This is a genomic window from Paenibacillus koleovorans NBRC 103111, from assembly GCF_004000845.1.
GTDB classification, from domain to species: domain Bacteria; phylum Bacillota; class Bacilli; order Paenibacillales; family NBRC-103111; genus Paenibacillus_AA; species Paenibacillus_AA koleovorans.
In genome coordinates, this window is sequence record NZ_BIMA01000049.1 from 18,855 (window position 1) to 37,109 (window position 18,255).

The 18,255-nt window shown below is 51.2% G+C and carries 13 protein-coding genes; 4 read left to right on the plus strand and 9 right to left on the minus strand.

The annotated features are described in order from the left end of the window. Positions 1 to 29: 29 nt before the first annotated feature. The 7 genes from PKO02S_RS17195 to PKO02S_RS17225 form a co-directional block, all read right to left on the minus strand. On the minus strand, positions 30 to 1,685 hold the full coding sequence (locus PKO02S_RS17195) for an extracellular solute-binding protein (protein ID WP_127585072.1): 1,656 nt from the start codon (positions 1,683 to 1,685) through the stop codon (positions 30 to 32). Between the two features lie 113 nt (positions 1,686 to 1,798). Further along, positions 1,799 to 3,532, minus strand: coding sequence for a sensor histidine kinase (locus PKO02S_RS17200; protein WP_127585074.1), 1,734 nt, complete (start codon positions 3,530 to 3,532; stop codon positions 1,799 to 1,801). A 195-nt stretch (positions 3,533 to 3,727) separates the two neighbouring features. After that, complete coding sequence (locus tag PKO02S_RS17205) at positions 3,728 to 5,017, minus strand: alpha-L-fucosidase (RefSeq protein ID WP_246067098.1); 1,290 nt, start codon at positions 5,015 to 5,017, stop codon at positions 3,728 to 3,730. A gap of 35 nt (positions 5,018 to 5,052) precedes the next feature. Continuing rightward, positions 5,053 to 6,303, minus strand: a complete 1,251-nt coding sequence (locus tag PKO02S_RS17210) for an alpha-L-fucosidase (RefSeq protein ID WP_127585076.1) — start codon at positions 6,301 to 6,303, stop codon at positions 5,053 to 5,055. Positions 6,304 to 6,395: 92 nt separating this feature from the next. Beyond that, positions 6,396 to 8,045: a response regulator transcription factor gene (locus PKO02S_RS17215; RefSeq protein WP_127585077.1), complete on the minus strand. Its 1,650-nt coding sequence runs from the start codon at positions 8,043 to 8,045 to the stop codon at positions 6,396 to 6,398. Positions 8,046 to 8,132: 87 nt separating this feature from the next. Beyond that, positions 8,133 to 9,587, minus strand: coding sequence for a sulfatase family protein (locus PKO02S_RS17220; protein WP_127585078.1), 1,455 nt, complete (start codon positions 9,585 to 9,587; stop codon positions 8,133 to 8,135). Positions 9,588 to 9,611: 24 nt separating this feature from the next. Next, complete coding sequence (locus PKO02S_RS17225) at positions 9,612 to 11,075, minus strand: sulfatase family protein (protein ID WP_127585079.1); 1,464 nt, start codon at positions 11,073 to 11,075, stop codon at positions 9,612 to 9,614. 126 nt (positions 11,076 to 11,201) lie between these two features. On the opposite strand from PKO02S_RS17225, the gene PKO02S_RS17230 reads away from it, so the two are divergent. Further along, positions 11,202 to 11,999 (plus strand): helix-turn-helix domain-containing protein, encoded by a 798-nt coding sequence (locus PKO02S_RS17230; protein ID WP_127585080.1) that lies wholly within the window; start codon positions 11,202 to 11,204, stop codon positions 11,997 to 11,999. Between the two features lie 371 nt (positions 12,000 to 12,370). On the opposite strand, the gene PKO02S_RS17235 is transcribed toward PKO02S_RS17230, so the two are convergent. Beyond that, positions 12,371 to 12,580, minus strand: coding sequence for a hypothetical protein (locus tag PKO02S_RS17235; RefSeq protein ID WP_127585081.1), 210 nt, complete (start codon positions 12,578 to 12,580; stop codon positions 12,371 to 12,373). Between PKO02S_RS17235 and PKO02S_RS17240 the strand changes: the two genes are divergently transcribed. From PKO02S_RS17240 to PKO02S_RS17250, 3 genes are all read left to right on the plus strand, one after another. Further along, the gene (locus tag PKO02S_RS17240) at positions 12,573 to 13,238 is read left to right on the plus strand and encodes a type 2 periplasmic-binding domain-containing protein (RefSeq protein ID WP_127585082.1); all 666 of its coding nucleotides are present in this window, start codon (positions 12,573 to 12,575) and stop codon (positions 13,236 to 13,238) included. The genes PKO02S_RS17235 and PKO02S_RS17240 overlap by 8 nt on opposite strands. Positions 13,239 to 13,337: 99 nt before the next feature. Then, positions 13,338 to 13,559 carry a hypothetical protein gene (locus PKO02S_RS17245; RefSeq protein ID WP_127585083.1) on the plus strand — a complete coding sequence of 74 codons (222 nt, stop codon included), beginning with the start codon at positions 13,338 to 13,340 and terminating at the stop codon, positions 13,557 to 13,559. Next, the gene (locus PKO02S_RS17250) at positions 13,495 to 14,280 is read left to right on the plus strand and encodes a copper homeostasis protein CutC (RefSeq protein ID WP_307720027.1); all 786 of its coding nucleotides are present in this window, start codon (positions 13,495 to 13,497) and stop codon (positions 14,278 to 14,280) included. Before PKO02S_RS17245 ends, PKO02S_RS17250 begins: the two co-directional genes overlap by 65 nt. A 61-nt stretch (positions 14,281 to 14,341) precedes the next feature. Here PKO02S_RS17250 and PKO02S_RS17255 read toward each other — a convergent pair whose 3' ends face one another. Continuing rightward, positions 14,342 to 18,172 (minus strand): S-layer homology domain-containing protein, encoded by a 3,831-nt coding sequence (locus tag PKO02S_RS17255; RefSeq protein WP_164821512.1) that lies wholly within the window; start codon positions 18,170 to 18,172, stop codon positions 14,342 to 14,344. Positions 18,173 to 18,255: the final 83 nt, after the last annotated feature.

Sequence of the window (18,255 nt, forward strand, 5' to 3'; positions counted from 1 at the left end):
CCCTTGCCGTGATGACTAAATTCCAAGTCTTATTTACCCTTAGCCCACTTGTTCACTTCCTGTGTGATTTGATCGCCGCCGAGTCGCTTCCAGTCGCTGATGAAGGCATCGTAAGCTTCAACCGGCAGCGAGCCCATGATGATTTTCGTAATGACTTCATCTTCCTTGGCTAGCAAGGTTGCCATTTTGTCCCCCATCGTCGGTGTCGGGGCGCCTGTAAATTCATCGAATTTATACAGCTTCTGATCATAGCCTTGCGCAACCTTGGCCAACGTTCCATTTTCGTTGCCGTTAAAATAGTTGGCATAGTTGACCAGATTCACTTCGCCGTTCATGAATTTCATGATATTGTTGTAAACATTTCCCCACTGCCCTTTCAGGATGGATTGGTCCTTGGCTTTTACCGCCTTCGGGATCAATTGCCCCATCTCAACAGGGCCCAGCTGACCGAACATGTAAATCGGATTTACCTCGTATATAATCTGATCGGTTCTTCTTTCTTTGCCGGACGTCAGGACACTGTTCTCAGCATTGCTGTTAACCGTCGAATCCATGTACAGATTGGTGATCTTGATCAAGCCCTCCGGATGCTTCGATTTCTTGCTTGCCACGAAATAGCTCGTTACATTGGCGGTTGCCTGGCTCATGGCCGGTTTGGAGTCAATCGAAGGCAGCATATAGACGTCCCATTCCTGGACTACCTTGCCGTCGACGACGGCGCCGGTCAGCGATACGGAATCCGAATATCGGCCGAACAGCATCCCGATCCGATTGTTCGCCACCAGCTCCATTTCCTTGAGCCTGTCCTTGACACCGAATTCCGGATCGATTTGACCTTCCTTGAACATTTTTTGCAGCGCAGCCAATGCATCCTTCATTTTGGGGTCAATACTGCCGTACGAGAGATTGCCCGCGCTGTCCTTGACCCAAATTTTCGGATATACATGATACATATTCAAGAAATTGGCGATCGGCAGCGTCTTATCCATGAACAGGCCGTATGCTTTTCCTTTGCCGCCCGTATCCCGCCCGGCGAATGCTTTGGAAATCTTCAGTAGATCGTCTACGGTCTTCGGCTCGGCCAGGTTCATCTCCTTGAGCCAATCCTTGCGAATGTACACAAGGCCCAGAGCGCTATAGCCGCTTCTCGTCTGCGGAATGGCCATCAGCTTGCCGTTGAACGTCGCGGAGGCCATCTGGATACCGCCGTCGTAGCTGACCCACTTCTTCAGATCGTCTGTCGCATAATCCTTCCAGAGCTGAGTCAGGTCGGCAATCATGTCGTTCTCAACCAATTGAACCAGATCGACAGGCGATACCCGGAAGAAATCCGGCAAATCATCGGACGCAATCGCAATCTTCAGCTTGGTGTCGTAATCCTTGGTAACGGTCCACTTATTCTTGATGGTGACGCCCAGCTTCTCCGCGTAGTAATCATAGATGGCATTATTGTCGATCGTCTCGCCAGGGCTGAAGTATTGAGTCGGCTGGATCGTACGCACGGTGGTCAACTCAATCGGCGGGTCGTATTTGCCCATGGGCATCTGTGCCGGACTTTTGCTTGCCGACGGATCCGCAGATGGCGCAATGTTCTTATCCGCCCCATTCGTTCCGCTGCTGCATGCGCTCGTAAGCGCTAGGGCAAATACCGAAAGCACGCTTAATGTGGTCGCTAATTTTCGCAAGTTGCATCCCCCTATTAGTTAATTTCTGAATCTGCCTCAAGTATAGGGCTGCGGCAAGAAGGGCAACAAGCTTCACTTCTTTACCCCCCCTGCAATATTTTACTCGTTCGTTTCTACTCGCCCGGCTTGTCCACTTGCAAGCGAATGGCCACACAAAGGCCGCCCAGCTGCGACCGAGACAGCTCGATGCCGCTGCCCGTGCCGAACTCGATTTGGACGCGTTGGTGTACATTGATCAATCCCGTGCTCTCTTGCTGATCTTGCGCGTCTGCCAATCTGCCTCGCAGAGCGTCGATTTCTTCATCGCTCAGCACATCGCCGTTATCCTCGACGCAGAGCCAATAGGTTCCGTCTATCTCCTTGTCGTGAATCCACAGCTCGCCTTTTTTGGGTGTCGTATGGAAGACGTATTTGAAAGCGTTTTCCACCAGAGGTAAAACAATCATGCGCGGGATTAAGAGCTGACTATAGCGAGCGTCGAACGGATCGATTTCGATACCGACCCTCCCCTCGTAGCTGATCGACTGGATATCCGCATAATTGTGTACATGCTGCAACTCCAGCTCCAATGGAATATGATCGCGGCCGCTTCGCGTGATGAATCGATAATAATCGCTCAGGTAACTGGTGAATTGAACGGCTTTCACAGGATCCTCTTTCTGAATCAGGCGCTTGAGAATAAAGAAGCTGTTGAACAGGAAGTGCGGGTTCATCTGGGATTGCAATTGTTTCAGCAACAGCCGCTGATTGCGCAGCTCCTCTTCGTATACTTGATGAATCAGAAACCGCAGCCGACCGACCATCGAGTTGAAGCGATGATAGAGGTAGTTGAACTCGTCCACCCGCTCCACCGTCACGATCGGCTCCAGCTTCCCTTCCTCTACTCTTCGAAAAGCGGCGACGAGCTGCCGCAACGGCTTGTGAATGATGCGCAGCAGCGAGTATGAGAATGCAACGATAATGAATACGGCCATTCCAAGCATGATCCAGGCCCACTTCTCGTAATACTGAAGCGAGCCGTGTATGATTTCCTCAGGCATGATCGTCAGGAGGGTCATGTTGCTCTTATCCGACTGTTTGAACGATAGCAGGTACTTCTCCTTCCCCAACGTAATCGACTCGGCCGCATCGTTCACATCCTCCACTCGATGCAGGAGGGGCAGCAGCCGGCTCGTTGCTTTCGCATCGGTTGTGCTGGCCGTCATCCAGCTGGTCGGATCCTCGTAGAGCACAGAAACCCCTTGCTCCGGATCCACAATGTTGCGAAGACTGGTCTGGATGTTCGCCTTCGATAGCTTGACCCCGATGACGAACACCGGCTGACGGTTCGCATAGATGTTGCTGGGATATCGGGTGCTCATATACAGCTCCTTGTCATACGAAACCAAATGAAAGGGATCCAGGTTGGCGGACAGCGCCGTTAATTCGGCTGGCGATCTATGAATATCGTAATCTGTCGTACTCATGGTGCGATCGATCAGGGGAAGATACACATACACTTCGGAAATGAGATTGCTGGAGGCCTTTAAGAGCTGAAGACGTTTCTGGATCGCGATCAGCTTGGCGGTACGCTCGTAGGAGGCGATGTCATACACAAAATTGCCGATATCCTGTAAATCGTTGTCGATCAGAAAATTGTTCAGCACTTGATTGATTCGGCTCAGCTCGAGATCGAAGGATTGCATATAAAACCGATTGTTATTGACAACCGACTTCGTAATCTCTTGCCGAATATCGTTGCTGCCTTCCCGATTCAACCATAAGGTCGCCGCATAGAACGGCAATAAGACGATAAGCAAAGTAACGATCAATTTCATCAATATCGACATCTTGATGGGCCGTTTCAAAGCGTAACCCCCTTAATAGCTTCCTAGCTTTAGTCTTCTCCGAATCGGGGTGAAGTCCTTTATTTTTGACGCAATTAAACCATCAGGGAAATATACCCTGATGGTCCTCTGGCGGAGGTGTTCAGTTGGTGCGTGGGAGCATTCATAACGTTATTTTTTGTAGGCAATAAGCGATCTGGGGTTGCTGAGGCGGCATTACTGCTCCAACTCCAGCTCGATGACCGTATCCCAATCGTCCGGAAGCTGCGAACCGTTCATGACGATAAAGGCATCCTCCGGATATTCGCGCAGCGTTCTTATTTTGATTTCCGATCCGTCTGCCAGCAGGCGCGCCCGTTTGATTTTCCCGGTTAACCCTTGCAAGTTGATATGCCCGATCCCTCGATCGTAAATATGCGCGTACAGCTTATTCTCGCGTTCCGTATAGCGCCCCCATTGAGGCTTGAGCAGCTCGGATCGCCCGCAGTTGTATACGCTGGCAGCATTTCTCCGCAGCCATTTCCCCACATCATTCAGTACGCGGATCGATTCCTCCGGGATCTCACCCTTAGCGTCAGGGCCTACATTCAGCAGCATATTTCCGCCCTTGCTCACACATTCGATCAAAGCTCGTATGACCTGCTTCGGAGACTTATAATCCCGATCCATGGCGTTGTAGCCCCAATGATTGTTTAACGTGATGCAAGCTTCCCAGGGCAGCGGAAGTCCATCCTCATTCAGGATCCCTTCCGGCGGGATGATCTGTTCGGGAGAAGCAAAATCGCCGGCATACACTTCCGGATGTCGGGCTTTGATGTCGCCGCCCAAGCGATTGTCGATGATGACGTCGGGCTGCAGAGCGCGAACCGTCCGCACCAGCTCAGAAGCTCCCCATACCTCTCCCGTCATCTCGTCATAGGAAAAGTCAAACCAGATCACATCGATTGGGCCGTAATTCGTCAGCAGCTCCGTGACCTGATTTCGCATATAGTCGACATAACGGGCAAAATCAAAGCTGTCTTCCCGATAAGCTTCATTTCCTCTCATCGGGTGACCGCGGTCACTGTACTTGGGAAAGTCCTTGTGATGCCAGTCCAACAAAGAATAATAAAAACCCACGGCCAGCCCTTCCGCCCGAAACGCATCTACGTATTCCCGGATCAGATCCCTCCCGGCCGGCGTGTTGGTCGCCTTATAGTCCGTGAACCGGCTGTCGAACAAGCAGAAGCCGTCATGATGCTTGGCCGTCATGACCGCGTATTTCATCCCCGCTGCCTTGGCGACTCTTGCCCATTCCCTTGGATTATAGTGGACCGGATTGAACTCCTGGAAAAAGGGGTCATACTCCTCGATCGACAGCTTCTCGGTGGAGCGAAGCCACTCTCCCCTGGCGGGAATCGCATAGAGTCCCCAATGAATAAATAGGCCGAAGCGCGAATCCGTAAACCACTTCGTTCGTTCTTGCCGCTCCAAATATTCCTTGGTAAAAATGTCCGATTGTTCCAACCTTCAATCCCTCCTCTGCGTTGCTTCCTCCATACTCAGGAAAAAATCGGCCCCTCTTCAAAGTCAACGGCAATGATCGTGTTATAGGCGTCACAAGCCTGTTGCGGCACATCGATCCAAAAACGAGCCCGAAACTGGTTGGCTTCGGTGCCGTAGCCTTTCGACTCCGTCCACTTCAACAGCCGTCCATCTTTCAGCAATCGAATTTGTTTGATCTTCCCGTTGACGCCCCTGACCTCTACCGAGCTCTGAGGTAAATCGAACAGATGAAAATACAAGGTTTGATTTTTTCTCGTCATAGGGCCATAGAAACATTCCGCTCTCGTGACCCTTTCCGTCCCGTAAATCCCTTCCCCCGAGTGGCTGAGCCAATTCCCGATCGTCGCGAGCCGCTCCTTCGCCTCCTCCGGCCAGGTCCCGTCCGCTTTGGGCCCCAAGTTGAGCAGAAGATTGCCTCCCTTGCCGGCAACCTCGGATAAGATTCGAATGAGCGTATGCACGTCTTTGTAAGTGGTCGGGTCCGGGTGGTACGCCCATTGATGGTTTAACGCCAAACAAAGCTCCCACCAATCCTGAGGAGGTTGGAAAGGAATATACTGCTCCGGTGTAATATAATCCCCCGCTTCAGGCAGACGATCGTTAATGACCAGATGCGGCTGCAAATTCAACATCATCTGTTTCACCTCGTGACTTCTCCAGCGATCGGCCCGAAATGCTTTCTCCCCGTCGAACCAGAACAAATCGATTCTTCCGTAATTCGTTAGCAGCTCCCGGATTTGTTCCACAAATCGTTTATGGAATTCGAACCATCGCGCTGGATCATACTCATATCGTTTCGGAGATTGCAGCAGCTCGGCTATAGGAATGGTGGCGAAATCGGGGTCGTACCAGTCCATGGTGGTAAAATAGATCCCAACCTTCAATCCGGCATTTCTCAGCGCCTCCACATAAGGAGCGATCAAATCTCGCCCGGGGCCTGTCTTCGTCGCGCAGTAATCTGTGGTTGCGGTATCGAACAAGCAATAGCCGTCATGATGTTTGGCTGTCAGCACCACATATTTCGCTCCGGCTTGTTTCGCCATCTCCGCCCACTCGACCGGGTCATAGTCCTGCGGATTAAATTGTTGAGCCAGAGCCTCGTATTCCTCCACAGGGAGGTGTTGATTATTCCCGGGTTTCAGCGGCCAGGAAGCCTCGATTCCCCTCAGCGAATAAGTCCCCCAATGCATAAAAATGCCGAATTTCGCCTGTTCAAACCATTTGGCCTCAGGATGTTTAGCAGCCATAAAAAGATCCCTCCATTCTATACCTCAAAGTATAGGTCGGAGGGATTCCGCGAACCAGATTCATTTTCTTACCCGCGATACACTTTTTTACTTCAAGCTAGGCCCGACGAAGCCGGAGCCAGCCCCAGATCCCGATATTCCTGCGGCGTCATCCCCACCTGGCTTTTAAACATGCGTACAAAGGAAAGTCGGGATTCATACCCCACCTTTTCCGCTATTTCATATACCTTCAAAGTGGAGCCTTCCAACAATTCCTTCGCTTTGTTGATCCGGCATTGTTGAATAAAGCTTAGCAGCCCCATATCGGTTTCTTGCTTATACAATCGGGACAAATAGGAAGGGTTGAACTGAAAAAGATCGGCCAGCCGGTTGAGCGACAAATCCTCGTGCAGATGGTCCGCGATATATTTCTGAATAAACAGGATGACCTCTTGTTCATTCTGAATGTTCTTCTTCTCATTGCACGTAACGATCGTCTGCACCAGATTCACGAAGCCTAGCTTCATCTGTTCCGATGTGCTGTCGGGATCGAATCGGGTAAGCCAGTTCAATTCCTCGTTGCCGAACCAGTTATAATCCGCCATATGATGATTGACATAAGACAAGAAGACGGAAGCCAGGGCATGATAAATTTCCATCTTGTAGGCAGCGTCGCCGACACGATCCATACCTTCTATAAATTCCAATACGAGCTGCATGATCGGATTCGGATCGCAGCCGGTGAGATGATTGCGGAGAAGCGCCAGCTTCCTGGCATTGTCTTTGTACAATCGGCCTGTGAGCTCCTCCGCCTCTTCCGAGGACTGCCTCTCCAAATCTCCGACTGAAATCATCTCCTGCTTGGAGCCCAGCCTGCTCAATAAGAAGGATCTCATTTTATTGAAAACCTTCGGCAGCTTGCTCCACTCCGATGAGGAGGCCGAAATGACGAAGGACATTTGCAGCTTGGCTAGCTCCCGGCATTTTTTCTGCATCTCCGGAAGATTTTCAGACATATAGGCGTACAGAAACGGTTCATGGCCTTGTTGCTCCTGAAGCAGCCAGATCATCTTGGAATCCTCGAACGGATAACAGACCGATAGGATCCTGTCTTGCAAGTAATCCTCCACAATGTTCTGAATCATAAATCGGGCCAGCCTGTAATCGGAAGGACTCCACCCCTCCCAGCTGTCAACCCGGACAATCATAATCCACACCGGAGCATTCAGATTCATATGGATGTTCCAATAGTCCAGCGTCCCTGTGGAATCCCGACCCAAGCTGGATGAACTGCCTTGCAGCATCGGGTGGAAAAAATTCCGGATAAACTCCGGCTTGAGCCGCTGCATTTGCGACTTGGCATCATACAGCTTCTTTCGCTCATCGAATTCTTTATTCAACTGCTTGATCGCTTTCTGCACCGCCTGAACGATCGTTTCATCGTTCTCATCCTTCAACAGGTAGTCGAAGGCGCCGTTGGAGATGGCGCTTTTGGCATATTGAAAATCGCCGTAGCTGGTTAGGAAAACAACCTTGCAATCCGGCCACTTTTTCTGAATTTCGCTTAGCAGCTCGATTCCTTCCATGCCGGGCATCTTAATATCGGAGAGCACCAGGTTGATCGGCTTCTTCTCCATGATTCTCAGAGCCTCGTAAGCGGAATAAGCGGGAAACAGCTCCAATCCAGGCTCCTGATGTTCAAAAAGCTCTAGAAGATGGTCCACAATAACGGGCAAGTCATCGGCAATCACCATTCGATACATGAATTAGCTCCCCTCCGATTCATTCATCACTCCTGATGGAATCGACCTGCATTAAGAAGCTTCGCTACCCATCCGCGTTATTCCTCTCTAAATCGATTCCCCAATTAATGGCGCCCATACCGTTTGAGCCGGAGGCGTTCGATCCATCACAAAATCGCGTCTTCTGCGGCACCACTCAATAGCCGACCTATAGGACGGAGCCTCGATCAGATTGACGGTTTCGTCATAATCATTCTGTAGATCATAGAACAGCTCTTCCACTTGGTCCGGATCCGAATAATCGAGAAACCTCACATACTTCCAGCGCTCCGTCTGGATCATCTGCCACTTCCCGCTGCACTCCGTAAACGTAAAATCTCTAATGCGCTCCTTCTCCCCGGCTACAATCGGCATTAGCGAGCGAGAAGGGACGATATTGTGAAAGGCAGGCCATCTTTTACTGAGCGCGTCTTGCGCGTCGAGTCCTGCAATGTCGAGGATCGTAGCGGTTAGATCCGTGAGTTCAATAGGCGCGTCGCTCACCATACGATGCAAATAGTCCGGATGGCGAATGGCGGTAGGCACGGTAGCCGATGCCCGGAAGGGGAGCGACTTCTGGATTCTGAAGTGGTCTCCAAGCATCTCCCCATGATCCGCCGTAAAGAGGAGGACGGTATCCTCCAGCAGACCGTTTTGTTCCAATGCAGCCAGGATGCGTCCGATCTGGTCGTCTATGAGCTTGATCATCGCGATGTAAGCCCGGCGTTTCTTATACAGCCTCTGTTTGTCAATGTCCGACAGCACTTTTTCCCCCGGTATAAAATCGTCCAGCTCCTCGTAAGGAACTTCGTCCAAATACCTTTGCGGCGGGTCAAACGGCTTGTGCGGGCTGCAGAAGGAGCCGAAGATGAAGAACGGCCTATCGGCCGGTCTTGCTTCGATGCGGTCGATAATTTTGTCGGCCGTTACGACATCGATGTAATCCTCTTCCGCCAGCGGCCACGGATTCGCTTCATCCTCCGGCCACACATCGGGAAAGGGGGTGTTGGGGCCTGTGGCTTGCACAAAATCGCGATACGTCTCCAATAGTCCCTTTTGCTCTAGGTATTCGCAGTAATCGCAGTAATTTTTGACAGCCAACTGCTTCCCTGAAGTTTCCCAAACGTAATCGTAGCCGTACTGTTGGATTTTCTCCTTCAGGGAAACCAGATGTAAGCCTTGACCGCGCGGGACGCCCCATTCCCACGTTTGCAGGAAATGAAATTTACCGATCCCGCTCGTATGATAGCCTGCCTTCTGCAGAGCTCTCATGAATGTAGGATGCTGCAGACTCAGGTCGCCCGACATGGCTAGCGTACCGATCTGGTGGGTATATTTGCCGGTAACCAGCGCGGTTCTCGCCGGCGTGCAGACGGGGTTGACCGACTGGCAGTTTGTAAACCCGACGCTTTCGGCGATCCGGTCTATATTTGGCGTATCGACTTTCCTGCTGCCGGCATAGCTGACGTAATCGATTCGGTGCTGGTCGGTCATGAGCAGGATGATATTGGGCGATTTTTTCATCTTTCAGCCTCCAGGGGTCGCACTTTAGCGAAATTCAGCCGGGTGTCGGCGTTTCAGCTCTGGTACCGCAAACGCTCTTCCCGTCTGCTCCAGCCAGCTTACATACTGCTTCAGACGGCCCTTGGCATGATAAGGCCCGCCTTCCTTCATCACCGTCCATAGAGGATCGGTATCGAACGGCATCGTGTCCATCATCGTATCATGCCATTCATTCAAGTAATACACCGCTTCCTTGCATACATTCCGTTCCGTCTGCGCCAGGTTGCGCTGCTCATGTGGATCTTCCTTTAACTGGAAAAGCATTTCCTTGTCGAATAAATGATAGCCGTCATGATACGTCCGAATGTACAAATAATCGCCGAAGCGAACGCTTCGCTGGCAAACATGCGCACATTGCGACACGACCAAATAGTCGCGGCCGCATGCGTCGCCCGACTGCAACGCCGCTGCATAGCTGACGCCGTCCCACGACGGATGGATCGGCTTGCCCAGCAGCTCCGCCATCGTCGGCGGCAGATCGAGGTGATAATGAAGGCCCTCATCCACATGGCCCGCCTTCATGCCCGGCCAGCGAATGATCATCGGAATGCGGCATGTGGCGTGATCCGCGGTACCGTGCTCGCCGTATATCCCAAGCTCGCCCATATTCTCGCCATGGTCGGCTGTAATGATCACGACGAGATCGTCCATCACGCCTTGCTCCTCCAGCTCGCGGAACAACAGGCCGATATGCTCGTCCATATAGCGGATGCCGCAATCGTAGCCGTCTATTACCCGGCGCAAGCCTTCGCGGTCGGTGAAATCGCCGGGGTGGCGCGGATATCTCGGGTATGTTTTATTGTTGTACATGCTGAATTCGCGGGCGCTGTGCGGCCCCACCTTGCGCGTCGTATGCTCCTCGAGCACGTCATCCGTGATCCACTCCGGCAGCGGATCGTTCGCGAACGGATTCCCGAATTCCTCCGGCGCGCGGTACGGGGTATGCGGATCCCAGTAATTGACGTACAGGAACCAGTCGTCCTGCTTGGCATTTTGTTGGATCCAGTCCAGTACGACCGGGGTGACATGCTCCGCAGATTCCGATCCGGCTCCGCCGGTATTATGAATTTCATTGAAGCCGGCATAAAATGTCCAGGCCGAATGCCGTTCGCCGAATGGGCTGATGAGTGAGGTTTTCATGCCGGCGGAGCGGAACAGGGCCGGGAAGCAGTCTCGGTTCAACCGACTTTGGAGCAACCGCTCCTCTCCCTCGTGTCGAACATCGGCCGCCGTTCCCCCGTGTCCCACAACGCCGTTGTGAATGCCGAATCGTCCGGTCATAAGCGCCGTCCGCGATGGAAAGCACGGCGCGTCCGATGTATAATAGTTCGTAAATCGGACTCCTTGGTCGGCCATTTTGTCCAAGTTGGGCGAAGTGTTCCGCAGATAGCCATAGCACCCCAGGTGATCCGGTCTGGTGGAGTCCAAATCAAGCAATAATATCCTCATCCGGCTGCTCTCCTCTCGCTATCCTTACCCTCCACACTACTAAATGCGATCGAAAACCGTCCATGCACATTATACAGATCATGTGTACGATTCTCTTGTGATCGTTCGGGAAGGAGCTCTACCCTTATGCTGGTCCTTCATTCCGTTCATTTGGACAACCGCATTCCTAATTGGCGTACCAGGCTGAGGCGAATGGATTATAACATAGTGGTTCTGATGATCGACGGAAAGGTGAAATACACGATTAACGATCGAACGGCGATCGGGGAAAAAGGGGAGCTTCTGTTTATTCCAGCGGGTACTTTGCGGGCGGGCGAAAATATAGACGGCGAGCATCAAAAAATTACGGTTTTGTTTAAGCACGGCCCCGAGGATGAGCAGGCGCTTCCTTTTCTTGGAGACGCTCAATTCACCAAATATAAAATCCGCAACCAGGAATATATCAGACGCCGGTTCGAACGACTTTATCTCGAATCGAAAGGGGACTCCGGATCGAGCTCTTACGTAGTGACGGGCATTTTGCTGGAGCTAGTGGGAATGACGGCCCGCGAATTCGAGCATATGGAAGTGACGCCCATCAAGCTGAAGCTGGCAAACGAGCTGCAGAAGTATTTGATTGCCCATTACCGGGAGTCTGTCCAAATCGAGCAGCTCGCCGCTCTCATCAACCGGTCGTCCAACTATACGATCTCCCTGTTTCGAGAGCTGGTCGGCGTGTCCCCCATTCAGTACGTCCATCAGCTCCGCATGAAGGAAGCATGCCATCTTCTGACGAGTTCCGATCTTTCCATTACCGAGATCTCCGATTATTTGGGGTACTACGATCATTCTTATTTCTTCCGCATTTTCAAGAAATACACGTCACTCTCCCCTACGGAGTATAAGCTTGTAGGCACGTTGCCTCATGCGGTGCAGCTATTTTGAAATGAATAGGTTACTGGCTGCTGCGATCCGCTCGTGCGTGGGGAGGGTTGGTCGCTAGGTGGCGGGCGAGGGTGGCGGGCAGGAGTGGTTGGCGAGGTTTGGCGGGCAGGGGCGGCGGGCGAGGTGTGCTGGATACCAAATTTCGCTATTGGAGTACCAAATTTCGCATACAGGGTCCATTTCGGCCAATCTGAGTACCTAAGTACTCAAATCCCGAAGCTAGATTCGCGAATTGGATACTTAGATACTCAGATCCTCATTCCTCAGGGTAAAGAGCGAAATTTGGTTCTCAGCCTGAGTACTTAGGTACTCCATCCTAGCATCGCCCTCACCTTACTTTCGCCCGATAACCGGTTATCCGCCATAGAGCGTTACGCCATCGCCATGTAGACCGAATTTACCCTACATCGCTTCCCGCCGACCACTCCACCCTCCATGTAGACACTCGCCTCCGGCAAGCTCCCCGACGTCATCGAATACGGCTGGAACGCCGCGCCTAAAGGAGCGGACAGCCTCATTAAAGAGAAACGCATCATCCGGCTGAACGAGCTGATCGAACAGTATGCGCCGAATTTGACCAAGGTGCTGAAGGAGCATCCGGAATTCCGCAAAATGATCACGACCGACGAAGGCAACATTTATGTAATGCCGTTCCTGCTCGGCGACGAGATGCTCTCCAGCGTCAACGGCCCTGCGCTTCGCAAGGACTGGCTGGATAAGCTCGGCCTGAAGGTGCCGACGACCATTGCAGAATGGGAAACGGTGCTGACCGCTTTCCGCGACAAGGACCCGAACGGCAACGGCAAAAAAGACGAGATCCCGTATCTGGCTACCATTAAGCCGGAAAACGAAACCGATCTTAACCATATGTTCGTAGGCGCTTACGGCATTACGGCGGACTTCTATCAAGACGGCGGCAAAGTGCAATACGGTCCGATTCAGCCGCAGTTCAAAGAATATATTACGCAAATGGCTAGATGGTACAAAGAAGGGCTGCTCGACAAAGACTACGCTACGACGGACGGCAAGCTGAAGGACGCGAAAGTGACCAACAACCAGTTAGGCGCATTCTCCGCCTACGCGGGCAGCGGCATCGGCCGCTACACGTCGCTGATGCAGCCGACCGATGCGAAGGTGCAATTCATCAGCACGACATATCCGGTTGTGAAAGCCGGAGATAAGGCGCTCGGCCAATACACGTATCCGTTCACCTGGCTTGGCGCGGCCATCTCCGTATAAGCTCAGAATCCGGAGCAAATCGTCAAGTGGCTAGACTACAAGTACGGTCAAGAAGGCAGCCTGCTCTTCAACTTCGGGATCGAAGGCGAGAGCTACAAGATGGAGAACGGCAATCCGAAGTACACGGATCTCATCCTGAACAACCCGGATAAGCTGCCGATCACCCAGGTCATGGCCAAATATTTCATCGCCAGCTGGAGCGGTCCGATCGTTCAAGACAAACGTTACATCGAGCAATACTACACGTTGCCGGAGCTTGACGTGTGCTTGTGTACCCCGCTATGCTGGGCAAGTAGCTTCAGATCGGACAAGGAGGACTAAATCCATGCTGTTGGAAATTATCGCCACATCGGTGGCGGATGCGATAACCGCCGAACGAAACGGAGCCGACCGGATCGAGCTGATCTCGGGCATCCGCGAAGGCGGCGTGACGCCTAGCTTTGGCCTGATCGAGCAAGTGTTGGCCGCGGTGTCCATCCCTGTGCGGGTGATGGTGCGGCCTCATGCGCAATCGTTTCACTATGACCGCTACGACGCGCAGACGATGCTCGCCGACATCCGCATGATCCGGCGGCTTAGGCCGGACGGTGTCGTGCTCGGTCCGCTCACGCCGGACGGCGCGGTTGACCGCGAGCTGCTCGAGCGGCTGCTCGAGGCCTGCGGCGGCGAGCTGCGCGTGACGTTCCACCGGGCGTTCGACGAGCTCGCCGATCAGGTCGAGGCGCTGCGTTGTTTGGCTGCGGCATACCCGGCGATCGACCGCGTGCTCACGTCCGGCGGCCGGCCGAGCGTGCTCGATTCGGCGGCGCGCATCCGCGAGCTCGTCGCCGCGGCGGCCGGCATCGCTGCAGCCGACGGCACCGGCATCCGCGTACTCGCAGGCAGTGGGTTAACCGTCGAGACGCTCGACGGGTTCATCGGCGCCACCGGCGTGCTCGAGGTGCACCTCGGCACGGGCGTGCGCGTCGGCGCCGACCCGCTCGCGCCGATCGACCCGGCCCGCGTGCGCGCCGCCGCCGATATTGTGGCGCGATACCGGTAGCACTTCCTACCCTTCAACAAAAAATGCTGCCTAGGTGTCCCTATCCCTAGGCAGCATTTTTCTATTCTTGATTAGACCATTGCGCCTTCTCTAATAGTCGAGCGATCCATAAAGCAGTCTCCCCGCGGTTTGTCTTCTTAGTTTTCTCAAAAGGAAACCGATCCTGCGCCATTACTAGCCCCGATGTGACTGCAAGTGCCGCCGATTCTGTTGCCCAAGCATCAACTTCAATGGAAGAGCTGACGGTTGCAAGAATAGAGTGTACTTGTTCTGCTGTCATGGTCTGCTTGCTATTAATGAATTTTTGAGCGTTCGCAAGCATCGTGATCGCTTCCTGGTGGGAAATAGTTTCATTTGGCCGGAAGGTGTTGTCCTCATACCCACTAATCAATCCAGCACTCGCAGCGCTCTGAACAACGCTGTAATACCAATCAGACGCAAGTACGTCAGAAAAATCTTTTTGTTTTGCAGCAGCACTCATCAATCCAAGCGCTCGAACAAGCATTGCCGCAAATTGTGCCCTTGTTACATCCGCTTCCGAACGGAAGGTTCCATCCTCAAAGCCATCTATTATCTGATTCGCAGCCAGAGTATCTACAGCCGACTTGGCATAATGAGATGCCGGAAGATCTGCGAATGATTTGGCTACGGAATAAAGCGTATAAATCGAGTTGCCTTGCCTCCATAGCGTTACATAGCCAGGTTTGCCGTCTTTCGACGGTACATAGGTCACAGGAACATGGTTAAGCGTATTTGTCTTTGGATCCCAAACCGCCCCTACTAGCACCTCTCCTTCCTTAACCTGAAACTTATCGGGGAGCATGATGGTATGACCGATGTAATCGGAAAATTGATTGATTTCTATTTTCTGCTCCGTTTTATCGATGACGTACAGTTCAAATGCCAGTGCGTTCCCGATCTTGGATCCACCCAATTTTGAAATGGTGCTATCGAGCTTAAGCTGGTCCGAGGCCGCGATTTTCTCGATCATGAATTGTAGCTGATCTTTTTCACTGCCATCTGAGAGTAGATGTTGTAAAGAGCTGACCGGAAAACGAATTCCGCCAATTGCGGTCTGCAGCGTTAAAGTCATGTCATCGTTGTTCGGCAATAGGTCCTTCAGACTGCTCGCCGCTAATTTGAAGTCATACAAGTCGGCAACCGAAGTCACGTCTAACAACAGATCGCTTCCACCGGCTTTGGCAAGGTCATCGTACAATTTCTTGAAATTCTCCGGAGTAATGCCTGCCACTACTTGCAAGCCTTTCTCAGTAGAATCCAATTTAACATCTATCGGGTCTGTAGGAGGAAGAACAGGGACCACACCAGGAGCCCCACCGCCAATAATCACTCCCCCGGAACCTCCACCGCCAGTACTTCCGCCCGTACCTCCACTTCCGCTTCCCGAGGTGCTTTCCGTGAACAGCTTGAAATTGATAATCGGTGCTTCAAACCCATTTTTCAACTCCAAAGCGATCGCAATTCCGACAGCACTGGCAGGGAGATTAAGTAGACTAAGATCAACTGAATAGGACGTGTTCCCGCCTTGAACGGTTTTCACCGGCCCTGAAACCAAGTCCGTGTCATGCAGCACATAAAGATTATATTTGGACTGCGCAGGTTCGAAACTACCGGGATTCCAGCGAACCGTCCCAACAAACCGGTTGGTAGCCGGATCGTTGTCAATTAATTGAATATTGCGTGTAAAATATTTAGGCGCATCTATCAAATCACCTATACCAGGAGGGTCCAATAATGTATTGGTACTACTATTATGTACGTACGAATAAATCCCGATGGAAACCGCATTGCTAGGTATATAAGTGTCAAAGACACGATAAATTAAAAAATCACCATATTCTTTTTCTAAGTACATACCGATTGGACTGATTCTCCAACCATTCGCGTCTATGAAGTAAGCTAAGTATCCTGTTACAGTGTCCGCTAATAGGGGAGCCTTAAAGGTAAGATACCCGGAAAATTGCCCCTCTCTCAGGTCTTCATCAATCATAAGCACCATCGAAGGAGTTCGACCCGCTTGGGCAAAGAAAGCATCCATCCCAGCAAAACTGTCAAATCGATATATCCCCTTCACCGTGGACATAAAGATCGTGCCGTCAGTGTTTATGAACACTTTGTTGACCTCTACAGGGAGATCTCGTATTTTCACAAAAGTATCCCGATCATAGACCGCCTTAGAACCAAACACCATCGTTCCCTTCGCATAGAGGACATTCTCGGGATAAGTTCCATACACCATGCTCGTAACGGACTCATTGATGCGCTTGTTGCCGTAATACAGAAATTCGCCGTCTTTTTGCAGCCTGACTTGCTCGTAGTAATTGTTCGAACTGGAGATCACGCCGAAGGTGGATAAGTTGAGCTTATAAAGTGTACCAAAGGTAGCGCCATAAAGGGTATTGGATGGCTGATCTACAACAATAGCAGATGCATAGAAGGAATATGGAAACTTGGCTTCCCCATATACCCCGCTCGTAACGGAATCATAAACCGCACTCGTTACTCTTATATCATCACCAAAAGCATTTGTAGCGTATAGCAATTTCGAGGATGCTGGATAAACTCGCATAGGGTTGTAGTCAACTTGGACACGATTTATGACAGTTTGCAGCGTATTGCTATACACCGTATCTATTACTGAGACGTTAGTAGTCCCTCGCAAGGCGATATAAAGCTGATTATCCTGCAACTGGATATCTGTTGGATTAGACCCGATATACTCCTTTTTAATTAGACTCAAATCGCTTTTATTCAATACAAACCACTCATTGGTCATCGAGGAAACGCCGTAGATATAGTCGGACTGATCGTTGGTCGTCCACGACGTAATGGGGTAGTCGGATTTAATATATTTTGCATTATATCTCGTGAGATTCGCAGTAACCGGGACATAGTCAAGATCATACGCTTCAATACTCTGATTTCTGAATACGAAAACTCGATTGGAGTCGCCGAGAAGAGCATAGGTAGCTTCTGTAGCGTTGTTTGTAATAAAAGGGAGATCCGCAACTTTTTGATACGTATTTTTCGCAAACACAGCCTGGGCGGTCACTACATACCGATCATTGACATCTAGAATTTTAGAATCCAAGTTGTTAAAGGTCCCGAAACGGGGATATTGACCATACATTTCTTTAAGATTGTCTTTATTCATCCTGGCCCCTGCGTAATAGACACTCGTTTCGTCGGATAAAATTCGGTTGTTCGGATAGGCAAACCCGTAACCGCCATCATATTGCGATCGACTGCTAATCGTGTCGGTGATGTAGTTATAAGCAACTACATCGGATCCGGAGGTGCCTGTCTCTCCTGCAAACAACGTGTTCGTTGATTCATCGATTGCTAGGATCGGTGTAGACAATCTAAGTTTCGTCAGCTTAGCCTCATTCCCAGATGCTTTATCCAGTTTGAAGACATCTCCATAGACGGGTACGGAGTAAAACAATGATGTTGAAGTTACAGCGATGGATCTGGGATACTGAGTAGTTTGATAGTTCTCGGCCAAGCTCTTAGTAGCGAGATCAACCGCCTGAATCAAAGTTGCACCGGCTAAAGCAATGTACAACTTATTACCTTGTCTTGCAAGATCCACAGGTAAAGAACCTACCAGAAGTTCCTTTTCAATCGTCAAGTCGGATGTACGAATAAAAAATAACTTGTTGGTCGTTGCAGCGATAGCGTAAATGTAGCCTGCCTTATTGTCGATCTCCCAATCGGAAATTTCCTGTGGAAATGCCAGACTCATTGTCGATGGAGACAAGGAAGTATTGTCAGCGAGTGTCGGCGGCAAGACGAACAGATTGCTGATCATTGCGAGTATCATGGAAACAAGAATGAAGTGATTAAAGCGTTTTCGAACTACACGAAGCATCAGGATTCCTCCAAATAGTATGATTGCAATACTATTTCTCGACATAGTTTTACTTTTCCTTCTTTTACCTGAATACCAAATTA